Source organism: Diaminobutyricimonas sp. LJ205, assembly GCF_009755725.1.
Taxonomy (GTDB): domain Bacteria; phylum Actinomycetota; class Actinomycetes; order Actinomycetales; family Microbacteriaceae; genus Ruicaihuangia.
The window spans coordinates 1302008-1316255 of the sequence record NZ_CP046619.1; the positions used below are offsets into that span (position 1 = coordinate 1302008).

Consider the following 14248-nt stretch of genomic DNA (forward strand, 5'->3'; position numbering starts at 1 on the left):
AATTTCCTTGAGAATGGGGTCTCTTAAGATTACCCGCATGACTGATAGAGAGTTGCAGCTCCACGAAGCTGTCCAGGAAGGCCTGCCCTCCGCGATCGCCGACCTGTCGCGGCTGGTGCGGATCCCGTCCGTCTCGTGGGATGGGTTCGACCCGGCGCATGTGCAGGCCAGTGCGGAGGCAATCCGCGATCTGCTGACCGGACTCGGCGTCTTCGACTCGGTGCAGATCTCCCGCGCCCCGATCACCACGGGGGAGCGGCTCGGCCAGCCCGCCGTGCTCGCACGCCGCGCCGCCAAGAACGGCAGGCCCACCGTGCTGCTCTATGCGCACCACGACGTTCAGCCGCCCGGAAAGGATGAGGACTGGCAGACCCCACCGTTCGAACCCACGGTCATCGGTGACCGGCTGTACGGACGCGGGGCCGCGGATGACAAGGCCGGCGTGATGGCGCACGTGGCGTCGATCCGCGCCCTCGTCGAAACAATGGGGTCCGACTTCGACCTCGGGATCGCGGTGTTCATCGAGGGCGAGGAAGAGTTCGGCAGCCGGTCCTTCCAGAACTTCCTGCAGCAGCATCGCGAGGAGCTCGCCGCTCACGCGATCGTCGTCGCCGATTCCGGCAACTGGGATCTCGCCACGCCAGCCATCACCGTTGGCCTGCGCGGCAACGTCACCTTCAAGCTGACCGTCCGCACGCTGGACCACGCCCTGCATTCCGGGATGTTCGGCGGGGCCGTGCCGGACGCCATGCTTGCCCTGGTGCCGCTGCTCGCAAGCCTCCACGACGCGGACGGCGCCGTGGCCGTCAAGGGGCTGCACTCGCGCGAGGCCGACACGCCCGACTACTCAGAGGAAAAGCTGCGCGAGGAAACCGGCCTGCCAGACGAGGTCAGCCCGATCGGCCGGGGCAGCATTTTGAGCCGCATCTGGGACCAGCCCAGCCTGACCGTCACCGGCATCGATGCGCCGACCGTGCAGAACGCCTCGAACACGCTCATTCCGTCGGTCACGGTGCGGATCAGCGCGCGCATCGCACCCGGGCAGACCGCCGTCGACGCCCTTGAGGCGCTCAAGGCTCACCTGCACGCCAACGTGCCGTTCGGTGCAGCGCTCACGATCGACGACGTCGACCTGGGCGACCCGTTCCTGGTCGACACGAGCGGGTGGGCGATCGCCGAGGCGAAGGACGCCATGACCGAAGCTTGGGGTGTTCCCGTGGTGGAGATGGGCGTGGGCGGATCCATCCCGTTCGTCGCCGACCTGGTCGAGATGTACCCGAATGCGCAGATCCTCATCACCGGCGTCGAAGACCCGGATTCACGGGCGCACGCGCCGAACGAGTCGCTTCACCTCGGGGTTTTCCACCGCGCCATCCTGACCGAGGCGCTCTTGCTCGCGAAGCTGAACGCGCGCGCGTAGAATTACTTCGATTTCCCTAAGGAGGGCTAATGACCGACACGATCACCGCCGCCCACGGCGTTGGCCTGAGCGAGACCGCAGCAGGCAAGGTTCGCAGCCTGCTCGAGCAGGAGGGTCGCGACGACCTGCGTCTTCGCGTGGCCGTCCAGCCGGGCGGATGCTCCGGACTGATTTACCAGCTCTACTTCGACGAGCGACTGCTCGACGGTGACGTCACCGTCGACTTCGATGGCGTCGAGGTTGTGGTCGACAAGATGAGCGTGCCGTACCTCGACGGAGCCAAGATCGACTTCGAGGACACCATCCAGAAGCAGGGCTTCACGATTGACAATCCCAACGCGACAGGCAGCTGCGCATGCGGTGATTCGTTCCACTGAGAGTGGCAACACGGAGGGCGTCGACCATCGGTCGGCGCCCTTCGTGGTTATAGGATGGCTAGGAAGCACAGTCCCCAAAGCATTACTCGAGAGGTCAGAGGTGCGCTCAAATCATCGTCGGTGGGCCACAATTCCGATTGGAATTGCGGTAGCCATCGTTCTTGCAGGATGTACCCAAGCGCAACTGAACGGCTTTTTGCCGGCGGAAGCGGGTATCACCAACCACGTTGATCGTGTCATCGGTCTCTGGGTAACTTCTTGGCTCATCCTGCTGGTTGTCGGTGTGATCACCTGGGGCCTCATTATCTGGGCGGCCGTCGTCTACCGTCGCCGGAAGGGCCAGACCGGCCTGCCCGTGCAGCTGCGGTACAACATGCCGATCGAGATCTTCTACACGGTCATCCCGTTCATCCTGGTGATCGGCTTCTTCGCCTTCACCGCGCGTGACCAGGAAGCCATCGAGGCGCCGCACGCCGAGCCGGCTGACGTCGAGATCGAGGTCTACGGCAAGCGTTGGGCGTGGGACTTCAACTACGTCAGCGAGGATGTCTTCTTCGCCGGCGAGCAGGCTCGTGAGACCGGTCCGAACAACACCATCGACCCCGAGTCGCTGCCGAAGCTTTACCTGCCGGTGAACCAGACGGTCGAGATCAAGATCGAGTCTCGCGACGTCATTCACTCCTTCTGGGTGATCGACTTCCTCTACAAGAAGGACATGGTTCCGGCCAAGTCCAACTACATGTATTTCGAACCGCTCAAGACCGGCACCTACGAAGGCAAGTGCGCCGAGCTCTGTGGTGAATACCACTCGCTGATGCTCTTCCAGGTTGAGGTTGTCGAGCAGGACGAGTACGACGCGTACATCGCCAGCCTCCGCGCCGAAGGCAACACCGGCCAGCTGAGCGGCGAGTACGACGCAAACCAGAACCAGCCCGGCAACACCGGCACCCGTGGCGACGAGTAGGGCATCATGACTACGACACAAACCAGGCCTCAGGCTCCTCAAGCGACGTCCGCACCGTTCGGCGCGCAGAAGGTTGAGCGCAAGGGCAACATCCTTGTCAAGTGGATCACCTCCACCGACCACAAGACGATCGGGTACATGTACCTGATCACGTCGTTCCTCTACTTCTGCATCGGTGGCGTGATGGCTCTCGTCATCCGCGCCCAGCTGTTCGCTCCTGGCCTCGAGATCGTGGCCACCAAGGAGCAGTACAACCAGCTGTTCACCATGCACGGCACGATCATGCTGCTGATGTTCGCGACGCCGCTGTTCGCTGGATTCGCGAACGTGCTCATGCCGCTGCAGATCGGTGCGCCGGATGTCGCCTTCCCGCGTCTGAACGCGTTCGCCTACTGGGCGTTTAACTTCGGCTCGTTGATGGCTGTCGCCGGCTTCATCACCCCGCAGGGTGCGGCCTCGTTCGGATGGTTCGCCTACGCGCCGCTGTCCAATACGACGTTCTCGCCAGGACTCGGCGGCAACCTCTGGGTATTCGGCCTTGCGATCAGCGGTTTCGGAACCATCCTCGGTGCGGTGAACTTCATCACCACGATCATCACGATGCGCGCGCCTGGCATGACCATGTTCCGCATGCCGGTGTTCACCTGGAACATCCTGGTGACCTCGATCCTCGTGCTGCTGGCCTTCCCGGTGCTGGCCGCCGCGCTCTTCGGCCTCGGCGCCGACCGGGTGTTCGACGCGAACATCTACAACCCCGAGAACGGTGGCGCCATCCTCTGGCAACACCTGTTCTGGTTCTTCGGACACCCTGAGGTGTACATCATCGCGCTGCCGTTCTTCGGCATCATCTCCGAAGTGCTGCCGGTGTTCAGCCGCAAGCCGATCTTCGGTTACAAGACGCTGGTCTATGCGACGATCGCGATCGCTGCGCTGTCCATCACCGTGTGGGCGCACCACATGTACGTGACCGGCTCGGTGCTGCTGCCGTTCTTCGCCCTGATGACCATGCTCATCGCGGTGCCGACGGGTGTGAAGATCTTCAACTGGATCGGCACCATGTGGCGCGGATCGGTGACCTTCGAAACCCCGATGCTCTGGGCGATCGGCTTCCTGATCACCTTCACCTTCGGTGGCCTGACCGGCGTCATCCTGGCTTCGCCGCCGCTTGACTTCCACGTCTCTGACACCTACTTCGTCGTGGCGCACTTCCACTACGTGGTGTTCGGCACGGTGGTCTTCGCGATGTTCAGTGGCTTCTACTTCTGGTGGCCGAAGTGGACCGGCAAGATGCTCAACGAGCGTCTCGGCAAGATCCACTTCTGGATGCTGTTCATCGGCTTCCACACCACGTTCCTCGTGCAGCACTGGATCGGCGTGCAGGGCGGTGTCCGCCGCTACGCGACGTACATGCCTGAGGACGGCCTCACCTGGATGAACCAGCTGTCCACCATCGGTGCGATGATCCTCGGTGCCTCAATGATCCCGTTCTTCCTGAACGTGTTCGTCACCGCCCGGACCGCGCCGAAGGTCATGGTCAACGACCCGTGGGGTTACGGCCGTTCGCTGGAGTGGGCCACCTCATGCCCGCCGCCGCGGCACAACTTCACGTCGATCCCGCGCATCCGCTCGGAGTCCCCGGCCTTCGACCTGCACCACCCCGAGGCGGGTGTGCCGGTCGGGATCGGTGCCGGACCGATCAAAGACGCACCCGAGGCGCCCGTCGTCGACCTGACCGACAAGAAGGTGAAGTAGTTCATGAAGGCTAATGTCGTCCTCTACTGGGTGCTGTGCGTCTTCTTCGTGCTCGTCGATGTCATGTACATCATCTGGGCGCTGGAGTACTACGACGGCCAGCTCGAATGGGCCGGCGCGATCGCTCTCGGCCTGGCCGCGGCCCTGGCAGCCTTCCTGGCGTTCTACCTGGGCAAGGTGCACCGGTCGCAGGGTGGGGAACTGCCCGAAGACCGCGTCGACGCGAACATCGACGACGGCGACCCGGAGCTTGGCCACTTCAGCCCGTGGAGCTGGTGGCCGATCACCCTCGCTGGTGCCGCGTCACTGATCATGCTCGGCCTCGCAGTTGGTTTCTGGATCATCTGGATCGGTGTCGCGCTGACCATCGTCGCGCTCGTCGGCTGGGTATACGAGTACTACCGCGGAAGCTTCGCCCGCTAACCCTGGCGGCAGAAGGGCGGGAGCAGCATTTGCTGCTCCCGCCCTTTTCTTTTGCCTGATTGACGTTCTCTGCGCGGTAGCATCGGGCGCCCGGTGATCCTCAGCAACCGGGTCCGGACGGGTTTTGCGCACAGTGTTGGGCGACCAGGACAGTGCGGATGTCTCCGGCCGTGGCCACGAGCTCGTTCGCCGGCACCGCCAGGGTGCCGCTGATGGGAGTCCAGCCGCTGCCTGCCCAGCGATACTCCGCGGAGAAGTGCACCGTCAGGGTGATCACATAGCTCCCTGGCGCGGCGTAGACGTGGCTGGTGGGCGTGCGCGAGAACTCGGGCAGGCCCTGCGCGGACCAACTGGCGCCCGGGGTGGATACGACCTGGCCGGTGCCGTCGCCATAGTGCCAGCGGTAGGCGACCGGGGTGAAGCGGACCTCGGCCGGCCTGTCCAACAGGCTGCCCGAGCGCGTGTGCTGGGAGGCAGACGCGTAGAAGTTCGTGTCGAGCCCGACGACGATCCAGCCGTCGGGTTCCATTGCCTGGTTGCCCGCACTCGCGCGGAAGCTTGCAATGTCAGACAGAGTGATCGCGCGGCCGACGGCAGGGTCGGCTGGTTCGGTTGGGGGAGTGCCACCCAGCGGTGTGCTGTAGCCGATGTCGCAGACCACGAGTCCATTGATGACGGCGTAGCCAGGACACGGTGGGGGCGGAGGCGGCAAAGGCGTGCTCGGTGAAGCGGAGCCAGTTGAACCAGTTCCACCTGATCGGCCACGGCCGTCGCTGCCCCGAGATCCGTTGTCGCCAACCGTGACGTCAACCGAGAGGTCGACGCGGTCTTGCGTGACGGATGGTGTGGGAGATGGGCAACCGCCCGTGACTTCTTGAGTTGCGGTACAAGCCCACGCAGGGGCGGCGCCTATACCGGCGACGACTAAGGCGACGGCGAAACCCATGCCGATTAAGGTCAGTTGTGACGCTCTCAGCATGTGGCTGTTCCTTGCCAAGGCTCCCGCCAAGCCACCGCGATCTCCGGTGGAGCGTCGCTGGTAACGTCGAACCCAATCTCGAAGGAGGTTTCGTTAGGGCGTTCGGGGCCAACAACCGAGCGGCCATCTTTATCGAGGACATCGACGGCTGAGACATCCGAACAGAGGTAAATGACTACGACGTCGGTTGTGCTGTCTGGATTGAACTGCTGCAGACGTACATCTCTAACTTTCGTTGTTCCTGTAGTTCGATATCCCGCCGCATGAAACTCCTCGAGAGAGGGAACCTCAGTTTCATAAAAACGAGGAGACACCACGGACCGGAGGGGCTCGATATCGGCTGCGCCGGCTGTCATCACTTGATCTGACACGCTCACATACGCGGCGTACGCCTGTTCCGCGGCGGCAAGGGCTTCCTCGTCGGAGGCGAAGATCGGCTCGGTTGTCGGTTCCGGGGGAGTGGGCACCGCGGCATCCGGACTGCAGCCCACCAGCGCCAGCGAAAGCGCCAGACCCACAGACACTGCCAGACCGATTGCCGCGTCGCGGGCAACTGGTCGACGTCGGGTGGGCATGGCCATACGTTAGAGCATCCGGCCGACCCGTCCGCGAGGTTATCCACACGTGCCCCGGCACAGTAAAGGCCCGGGACGAATCCCGGGCCTTTACGGAGCTGATCACTTAGTGATGGTGCGCCTGCTCGAGTTCGCTCTTGCTGATGGGCTCGATGCGGTCCTCGAAGAACCACCGCGATGCCGCTGCGCGTGCGCGCTGGCCGACGGTGATGCGTCCGCGGTGGTCGGGACGGATCATCAGCGGCTTGTAGTTCTCGTGAGCCACGAGCTTCCAGCGGTCGTATTCGTCGAGTGGCTCGTGCACCTCGATGTACTCGCCTCCGGGGAGGCGGACGATGCGTCCGCTTTCGTAGCCGTGCAGGGCGATCTCGCGATCCTTCTTCTGCAGGCCGATGCAGATGCGCTTGGTCACCCAGAACGCAATGATCGGGCCGATGATCAGCAGGATCTGCAGCGCGATGATCACGCCCTCGATGGTGAGCAGGAAGTGCGTCGCTATGAGGTCCGAACTCGCGGCCGCCCACATGACGGCGTAGAACGTGACACCGGCAGCGCCGATGGCCGTGCGAACCGGGTGGTTGCGCGGACGCTCGGCAATGTGGTGTTCGCGCTTGTCGCCGGTGATCCATGCCTCGATGAACGGATAGATCGGCACCAGCACCAGGAACAAGCTGATGACGGCAAGCGGGATCAGGATGTTCATCGAGAAGGTGTAACCGAAGAGCACGAACTCCCAATGCGGTGGCGCCAACCGCAGACCCCCATCGGCGAAGCCGATGTACCAGTCAGGCTGGGTACCAGCCGACACGGGCGACGGGTCGTATGGTCCGTAGTTCCAGATCGGGTTGATCGTGAACAGCGACGAGATGAGCACGATGACGCCGAACACGATGAAGAAGAACCCACCGGCCTTCGCGGCGAACACCGGAAGGATCGGGGTACCGACGACATTGTGGGTGGTGCGGCCAGGTCCGGCGAATTGGGTGTGCTTGTTGATGACCATCAGCAACAGATGCAGGCCGAGCGCCGCGACCAGGATCGCCGGTAGCAGCAGGATATGCAGCACGTACAGGCGGGCAACGATGTCGTCGCCCGGGAACTCATTACCGAACAGCAGGTAAGAGATCCAGACGCCGATCACCGGGACCGCCTTGACCATGCCGTCGATGATGCGCAGGCCGTTGCCGGAGAGCAGGTCATCAGGCAGCGAGTAGCCGGTGAACCCTTCGGCCATCGCCAGGATGAACAGCACGTAACCGACCACCCAGTTGAGCTCACGCGGCTTCTTGAACGCACCGGTGAAGAACACGCGCAGCAGGTGCAGACCGATGGAAGCCACGAACAGCAGCGCCGACCAGTGGTGGATCTGTCGCATCAACAGGCCGCCACGGATGTCAAAGGTGATGTCGAGCGTCGACGCGTAGGCGACCGACATCTCGATGCCCTTCAACGGCACATACGACCCCTCGTAGTGCACGGGCGTCATGGCGGGCTGGAAGAAGAAGGTCAGGAAAGTTCCGCTGAGCAGGATGGCGACGAAACTGTACAGCGCCACCTCACCGAGCATGAAGGACCAGTGGCCGGGAAAGACCTTGCGCCCGAGCTCCTTGACGAAGCCCGAGATACTGGTGCGCTCGTCAAGGTAATTGGCGGCGGCACCGGTGAAACGGGACCCGCGTGACGGGGTCACGGTGGTGGATGTTGAAGTACTCAACGCTCACGCTCCCAGAAGCTCGGACCGACGGTCTCGGTGAACTGTCTGCGACGGCAGATCGTGCGCTGCCGCTCAGGTTGTGCGACGGGGCATCCGACGTGGGTGCAATCTTTAGGGTACGACCTTTTCCCGGCGGGGGACAGAAGAAGGGCCCGGGAAGAATCCCGGGCCCTTCTACTAGCTGATCGCTTAGTGGGTGTGCGACTGCTCGAGTTCGCTCTTGCTGATCGGCTCGATGCGGTCCTCGAAGAACCACCGCGATGCCACAGCACGGACACGCTGGCCAATGGTGATGCGCCCACGAGAGTCGGGACGGATCATCAGCGGCTTGTAGTTCTCGTGCGCCACGAGCTTCCAGCGGTCGTACTCGTCGAGCTGCTCGTGCACCTCGATGTACTCGCCGCCGGGGAGACGAACGATGCGACCGGTTTCGAAGCCGTGCAGGGCGATCTCGCGATCCTTCTTCTGCAGGCCGATGCAGATGCGCTTGGTCACCCAGAACGCGATGATCGGTCCGATGATCAGCAGGATCTGCAGGGCGATGATCACGCCTTCGATCGTGAGCAGGAAGTGCGTCGCTATCAGGTCGGAGCTCGCAGCCGCCCAGAGCACGGCGTAGAACGTGACACCGGCAGCACCGATGGCCGTACGAACCGGGTGGTTGCGCGGACGCTCGGCCATGTGGTGCTCGCGCTTGTCGCCAGTGATCCACGCCTCAATGAACGGGTAGAGCATGACGAGCACGATGAACAGACCGATCACGGCCAGCACAACCAGAACGTTCATCGAGAACGTGTAGTCGAAGAGCACGAACTCCCAGTGCGATGGCGCCAGGCGCATACCGCCATCGGCGAAGCCGATGTACCAGTCAGGCTGGGTACCAGCGGAGACAGGTGACGGGTCGTATGGTCCGTAGTTCCAGATCGGGTTGATCGTGAACAGCGACGAGATGAGCACGATGACGCCGAACACGATGAAGAAGAACCCACCGGCCTTCGCGGCGAACACCGGGAGGATCGGGGAACCGACCACGTTGTGGTTGGTACGGCCGGGTCCGGCGAACTGGGTGTGCTTGTTGACCACCAGCAGCAACATGTGCAGGCCGAGCGCCGCGATCAGGATCGCCGGCAGCAGCAGAATGTGCAGCACGTAGAGCCTGGACACGATGTCGTCGCCCGGGAACTCGCCACCGAACAAGAGGTAGGAGATCCAGACGCCGATCACCGGGATGGCCTTGACCATGCCGTCGATGATGCGCAGGCCGTTGCCGGAGAGCAGGTCATCAGGCAGCGAGTAGCCGGTGAAGCCCTCTGCCATGGCCAGGATGAACAGCACGAAGCCGATCACCCAGTTGAGCTCACGCGGCTTCTTGAACGCACCGGTGAAGAACACTCGCAGCATGTGCAGACCGATCGCTGCCACGAACAGCAGCGCCGACCAGTGGTGGATCTGTCGCATCAACAGGCCGCCACGAACGTCGAAGGTGATGTCGAGGGACGACGCGTACGCGACCGACATCTCGATGCCCTTCAACGGCACGTAGGAACCCTCGTAGTGCACCGGGGTCATCGCCGGGGTGAAGAAGAAGGTCAGGAACGTTCCGCTGAGCAGGATGGCGATGAAGCTGTACAGCGCCACCTCACCGAGCATGAAGGACCAGTGGTCCGGGAAGATCTTGCGGCCGAGTTCCTTGACTGCGCCCGAAATGCTGGTGCGCTCGTCAATGTAATTGGCGGCGGCGCCCGTCAAACGAGACCCACGCGTTGGCGTGGGCGTCACAGTGGTGGTTGTTGTCGAGGTGCTCAACGCTCACGCTCCCAGAAGCTCGGACCGACGGGCTCGGTGAAGTCGCTCTGCGCGACCAGGTAGCCCTCTGAGTCCACGGTGATCGGAAGTTGGGGGAGGGGACGAGCCGCCGGGCCGAAGATCACCTTGGCGTGGTCGGAGACGTCAAACTCGGACTGGTGGCACGGGCAGAGCAGGTGGTGGGTCTGCTGCTCGTACAGGGCGACGGGGCATCCGACGTGGGTGCAGATCTTGGAGTACGCGACGATGCCGTCGTACGACCAGGTCTTGCGCTCTTCACTCTCGATGAGTTCCTCGGGACGCAGGCGCATCAGCAGGACTACGGCCTTGGCCTTCTCCTCGAGCAGACCGGTCTCATGGGTGAGCTCGGTGAGACCGTCGGGGATGACGTGGAAGGCCGATCCCACGGTGACATCCGACGCCTTGATCGGTGTGCCGTCCGGGTCGCGGGTGAGGCGAACGTCCTTGTCCCACATGGTGTGCCGCAAGAGTTCGTGCGGCTCGGCTGCCGGCGCCAGGTCACGGAAGATGACGATGCCGGGCAGCGGTGAGAGGACGAGAGCACCGATCAGGCTGTTGCGCAGCAGGGTGCGACGGCCGAAACCAGACTCCTCGTTGGCCTGCTGGAAGATCTCGACTGCGCGCTCACGGGTCGCGGGCTTGCCGCGAGTCTCGTGACGCTCCTCGACCAGGTCGTGGCCGTGCATGAGGGCCTTCGCCCAGTGCACCGCACCGAATCCGATGCCGAGTAGCCCGAGCGTGATGCCGAGGCCCAGCATGAGGTTGTTCATGCGGACCGACGCCATGTTGCCCGGTTCGATCGGCCAGATGAAGTAGGCGGCGATCGCGAAGACCGCGCCAATGATCGACACCCAGAACAACGCGGAGACACCGCGTTCGATCTTCTTCTCGCGAGTCGGGTCCAGGTCTGCGACGCGCTTGTGCGCGGGCGGGAAACCGGGGTTCTCGATCCTGTCGGCTACGACGATCGCGGTGCCCGGTGACACCTCACGTGGCTTATCGACGGCGCTGCCAGCGGCACTGTCGTGCTGCTCTGCCATGCTCTTCCCTTCCAAAAAATCTTGCTAGACGCTCAGCGAACTCAGTTGGACCGCGCGGTCAGCCAGACCGTGATCGCAACGATCCCGCCCAGACCGAAGATCCAGATGAACAGACCCTCAGAGACCGGGCCCAGGCTGCCGAGGTCGAAACCACCGACGGAGGGGTTGTCATCGAGGTACGCAAGGTAGGTGATGATGTCCTGCTTCTCCTCGGGGGAGATGTTCAGGTCGTTGAACACCGGCATGTTCTGCGGGCCGGTGACCATTGCGGCGTACACGTACTTGGGGTCGACACCGCCGAGAGCCGGAGCGTACTTGCCCTCGGTCAGGGCGCCACCGGCACCGGCAACGTTGTGGCACATCGCGCAGTTGATGCGGAACAGCTCGGCACCGTTGGCGGCGTCGCCGTCCGCGGTGAGCAGGCTCTCGTCGGGAACCGCCGGGCCGGGGCCCGACTCGGCGACGAATGCTGCCATTGCGTCGATCTGCTCCTGGGTGAACTGCGGCGGCTTCACAGCGGCCTGCGGGCCCTGGAAGGCCATCGGCATCCGGCCGGTTCCGACCTGGAAGTCGACAGCGAGCGCGCCGACGCCAACCAGGCTCGGTCCTTCAGCGCTGCCCTCGAGGTTCAGGCCGTGACAAGTGGCGCAGTTCGCGGCGAAGAGCTTCTCGCCCTCGTCAATCTGCTGCTGGCTCGCTGCCTGCGTTTCAGCAGTCGCCGAGGTGGTGAACAGCGCGTACGCGCCACCCGTGGTGAGAAGGCCGATGGCCAATAGCGCGACGGTGGCCAGAGGTGACCGGCGGCCGGTAGCGCGCTGCTTGCGTGAGGTTTTCGCCATAATGCTGTGTCGTTTCGTTTCCGTTTGTCGCGATCGCTATTGCAGGACGTAGATGACCAGGAATAGGCCGATCCATACGACGTCGACAAAGTGCCAGTAGTACGAGACGACGATCGCGGTGGTTGCTTCCTTGTGTCCGAAGTTCTTGACCGCGTAGGCGCGACCAATCGTGAACAGGAAGGCGATGAGGCCGCCGATCACGTGCAGGCCGTGGAAGCCGGTCGTGATGTAGAAGGCGGAACCGTAAGCGTTGGAGCTGAGACTGACGTGCTCACTGACCAGCACGGCGTACTCGTAGGCCTGGCCGCAGATGAAGATGGCGCCCAGGAGGTAGGTCAGCCAGAACCACTCGACCATGCCCCACTGGCTCGGCTTCCAGCCGGTGCGGCGTGACTGCAGCCGCTCGGCGGCGAAAACACCGAACTGGCAGGTGACGGACGACAGCACCAGGATCACCGTGATCGTCGCCGAGAGCGGGACGTTCAGGATGCTCGTTTCGCTCGCCCAGAGGTCCGGCGAGGTAGAGCGGAGGGTGAAGTAGATCGCGAAAAGGCCGGCGAAGAACATGACTTCGCTCGACAGCCAAACGATCGTTCCCACCGCAACGGTGTTCGGGCGATTAATTACAGGCGCGCCCGTCGGTCTGGAGAGAGAGGTGCTGGTCACGGTTCCCATTATGGCTGATTCGTTGCGGTGGAAGAACTAAGGCACGCCTTCCAGTTCCATGCTTTCTTCGGATTTGGCCGTCAGAGGCCTGAGAATCCGCCGATATTGTGGGGGTATGCCTGAAACGCCCGCATGGTCACAGATTCTCACCGATCTACTTGACGGGAATGATCTTTCGATCAGTGATTCGTCGTGGGCGATGCGCGAGATCATCCAAGGGCGGGCAACTCCTGCCCAGTTGGCGGCTTTCCTGATCGCGTTGCGCGCGAAGGGCGAAACCGTGGGTGAGGTCGTCGGCTTCCGTGACGCCATTCTCGAGAACGCGCTGCCGTTGCCCGTCGATCCGATGGCGGTCGACATCGTCGGGACCGGGGGAGACCGGATCGGGACTGTCAATATCTCGACGATGGCCTCTGTAGTGGTGGCCGCCGCCGGTGCCCGGGTCATCAAGCACGGCAACCGGGCGGCCAGTTCGGCATCCGGCGCATCCGATGTCCTGGGTGCGCTCGGCATCGACCTTGCGATGCAGCCCGAGCGAGTCGCCGAGGTGCTCGAGGCCACCGGCATCACCTTCGCTAATGCCGCGGTGTTTCACCCGGGCTTCCGGCACGCCGGCCCCACGCGGGCCGAGCTCGGCATTCCGACGATCTTCAACTTCCTTGGGCCGATCGTGAACCCGGCCAGGGCCGAGGCATCCGCTGTGGGTGTCGCCGTCGCCGAAATGGTTCCGCTCATCGTCGGCGTGTTCCAGACCCGCGGTGCCACCGCTCTGGTGTTCCGCGGCGATGACGGACTCGACGAACTCACCACCACCGGGCACAGCAGCCTGTGGGAGATCTCCCGCGGACTGGTCACCGAACACGACCTCGACCCGGCGGATCTGGGTATCCCGCGGTCCGAGATCAGCGACCTCATCGGCGGTTCGCCGGAGCACAATGCCGACGTCGCCAGGCGAGTGCTCGCCGGCGAACCGGGACCCGTGCGCGACATCGTCCTGCTGAATGCGGCCGCAGGCCTGGTGGCTTTCGAGTTGGCGAAGGATCCGGCCCAGTCGCAGCGACCGATCCGCGAACGGTTCGCCGAGCAGCTGACTGTCGGCGCCAGCGCGATCGACTCCGGCGCCGCGATCGCCAAGCTCGATGCTTGGGTCGCCGCCGCCGGCAGACGGTAGGGTCTTTTCCCTGTTCGGGGGCGAGACGACCTCGGCCGTGAACGGCACCGCTAAGGGTGGCGGCAATGGCTCGGTCGACCTGCAGTTCAAAGGAACCGCCGCGCTGAAGTAGTGCGGGATTCGGGGCATCCGGCCTGGCCCCAAAGCCAGCCGGATGCCCCTTTTCTGTCGGGGTCGCGAGCGTACACTGACGCCATGGTCAATGACGACAAGCAACAGAGACCCAGTGGGCTGGTTCGCATCGTCGACTGGCTCAACGGCCACCTGATGACGGCGTTGGGACCGCCGAACATCGGGCCGTACGAGGACATGCTGAGCACCGCAGGCGAGGGTGTCTGCCCGGTCTGCTTCCACCCGATGAAGGAGCACTTCATCGACCACTCGACAGCGAATGCCGTGCTGATCTGCCCGGCCGATCACGAGCCGGAGTATGAGTCGTTCGCGCCGCTGAACGAGGTCGGCATGCCGAAGAAGTCGGGCTCGAACCCGGCGATGTAGCGT

At 63.5% G+C, this 14248-nt stretch carries 14 protein-coding genes; 7 read left to right on the forward strand and 7 right to left on the reverse strand.

Annotated features, from left to right (window positions below):
• The first annotated feature begins 37 nt into the window (after positions 1-37).
• From GO591_RS06180 to ctaF, 5 genes are all read left to right on the forward strand, one after another.
• Positions 38-1420, forward strand: coding sequence for a dipeptidase (locus tag GO591_RS06180; protein WP_157156017.1), 1383 nt, complete (start codon positions 38-40; stop codon positions 1418-1420).
• Between the two features lie 29 nt (positions 1421-1449).
• Positions 1450-1797, forward strand: coding sequence for an iron-sulfur cluster insertion protein ErpA (gene erpA, locus GO591_RS06185; protein ID WP_157156018.1), 348 nt, complete (start codon positions 1450-1452; stop codon positions 1795-1797).
• 100 nt (positions 1798-1897) lie between these two features.
• Entirely contained in the window at positions 1898-2761 is an 864-nt protein-coding gene (ctaC, locus tag GO591_RS06190) for an aa3-type cytochrome oxidase subunit II (RefSeq protein ID WP_157156019.1), read from the forward strand.
• 6 nt (positions 2762-2767) lie between these two features.
• A complete protein-coding gene (gene ctaD, locus GO591_RS06195) occupies positions 2768-4513 on the forward strand; it encodes an aa3-type cytochrome oxidase subunit I (RefSeq protein ID WP_157156020.1) in 1746 nt (581 codons plus the stop codon).
• A 3-nt stretch (positions 4514-4516) separates the two neighbouring features.
• On the forward strand, positions 4517-4936 hold the full coding sequence (ctaF, locus tag GO591_RS06200) for an aa3-type cytochrome oxidase subunit IV (protein ID WP_157156021.1): 420 nt from the start codon (positions 4517-4519) through the stop codon (positions 4934-4936).
• A 100-nt stretch (positions 4937-5036) separates the two neighbouring features.
• On the opposite strand, the gene GO591_RS06205 is transcribed toward ctaF, so the two are convergent.
• The 7 genes from GO591_RS06205 to ctaE form a co-directional block, all read right to left on the reverse strand.
• On the reverse strand, positions 5037-5597 hold the full coding sequence (locus GO591_RS06205; RefSeq protein WP_157156022.1) for a PKD domain-containing protein: 561 nt from the start codon (positions 5595-5597) through the stop codon (positions 5037-5039).
• Positions 5598-5908: 311 nt separating this feature from the next.
• Complete coding sequence (locus GO591_RS06210; RefSeq protein ID WP_157156023.1) at positions 5909-6490, reverse strand: hypothetical protein; 582 nt, start codon at positions 6488-6490, stop codon at positions 5909-5911.
• 106 nt (positions 6491-6596) lie between these two features.
• Positions 6597-8204 (reverse strand): cytochrome bc1 complex cytochrome b subunit, encoded by a 1608-nt coding sequence (gene qcrB, locus GO591_RS06215; RefSeq protein WP_157156024.1) that lies wholly within the window; start codon positions 8202-8204, stop codon positions 6597-6599.
• Between the two features lie 189 nt (positions 8205-8393).
• Positions 8394-10010, reverse strand: a complete 1617-nt coding sequence (qcrB, locus tag GO591_RS06220; protein WP_198295575.1) for a cytochrome bc1 complex cytochrome b subunit — start codon at positions 10008-10010, stop codon at positions 8394-8396.
• Complete coding sequence (gene qcrA / locus GO591_RS06225) at positions 10007-11071, reverse strand: cytochrome bc1 complex Rieske iron-sulfur subunit (protein ID WP_157156026.1); 1065 nt, start codon at positions 11069-11071, stop codon at positions 10007-10009. Before qcrA ends, qcrB (GO591_RS06220) begins: the two co-directional genes overlap by 4 nt.
• 41 nt (positions 11072-11112) lie before the next feature.
• Complete coding sequence (gene qcrC, locus GO591_RS06230; protein WP_157156027.1) at positions 11113-11910, reverse strand: cytochrome bc1 complex diheme cytochrome c subunit; 798 nt, start codon at positions 11908-11910, stop codon at positions 11113-11115.
• A gap of 36 nt (positions 11911-11946) precedes the next feature.
• Entirely contained in the window at positions 11947-12585 is a 639-nt protein-coding gene (gene ctaE / locus GO591_RS06235) for an aa3-type cytochrome oxidase subunit III (protein ID WP_157156028.1), read from the reverse strand.
• 106 nt (positions 12586-12691) lie between these two features.
• On the opposite strand from ctaE, the gene trpD reads away from it, so the two are divergent.
• Together trpD and GO591_RS06245 are read left to right on the forward strand one after the other, a co-directional pair.
• Positions 12692-13747 carry an anthranilate phosphoribosyltransferase gene (gene trpD, locus GO591_RS06240; RefSeq protein WP_157156029.1) on the forward strand — a complete coding sequence of 352 codons (1056 nt, stop codon included), beginning with the start codon at positions 12692-12694 and terminating at the stop codon, positions 13745-13747.
• A 195-nt stretch (positions 13748-13942) separates the two neighbouring features.
• A complete protein-coding gene (locus GO591_RS06245; protein WP_157156030.1) occupies positions 13943-14245 on the forward strand; it encodes a hypothetical protein in 303 nt (100 codons plus the stop codon).
• Positions 14246-14248: the final 3 nt, after the last annotated feature.

Excerpts from the sequence above, each read along its gene's own strand:
- GO591_RS06180 (WP_157156017.1), top strand. The coding sequence starts at position 38 with ATGACTGATAGAGAGTTGCAGCTCCACGAAGCTGTCCAGGAAGGCCTG.
- erpA (WP_157156018.1), top strand. The coding sequence starts at position 1,450 with ATGACCGACACGATCACCGCCGCCCACGGCGTTGGCCTGAGCGAGACC.
- ctaD (WP_157156020.1), top strand. The coding sequence starts at position 2,768 with ATGACTACGACACAAACCAGGCCTCAGGCTCCTCAAGCGACGTCCGCA.
- ctaF (WP_157156021.1), top strand. The coding sequence starts at position 4,517 with ATGAAGGCTAATGTCGTCCTCTACTGGGTGCTGTGCGTCTTCTTCGTG.
- GO591_RS06210 (WP_157156023.1), bottom strand. The coding sequence starts at position 6,490 with ATGCCCACCCGACGTCGACCAGTTGCCCGCGACGCGGCAATCGGTCTG.
- qcrA (WP_157156026.1), bottom strand. The coding sequence starts at position 11,071 with ATGGCAGAGCAGCACGACAGTGCCGCTGGCAGCGCCGTCGATAAGCCA.
- qcrC (WP_157156027.1), bottom strand. The coding sequence starts at position 11,910 with ATGGCGAAAACCTCACGCAAGCAGCGCGCTACCGGCCGCCGGTCACCT.
- ctaE (WP_157156028.1), bottom strand. The coding sequence starts at position 12,585 with ATGGGAACCGTGACCAGCACCTCTCTCTCCAGACCGACGGGCGCGCCT.
- trpD (WP_157156029.1), top strand. The coding sequence starts at position 12,692 with ATGCCTGAAACGCCCGCATGGTCACAGATTCTCACCGATCTACTTGAC.
- GO591_RS06245 (WP_157156030.1), top strand. The coding sequence starts at position 13,943 with ATGGTCAATGACGACAAGCAACAGAGACCCAGTGGGCTGGTTCGCATC.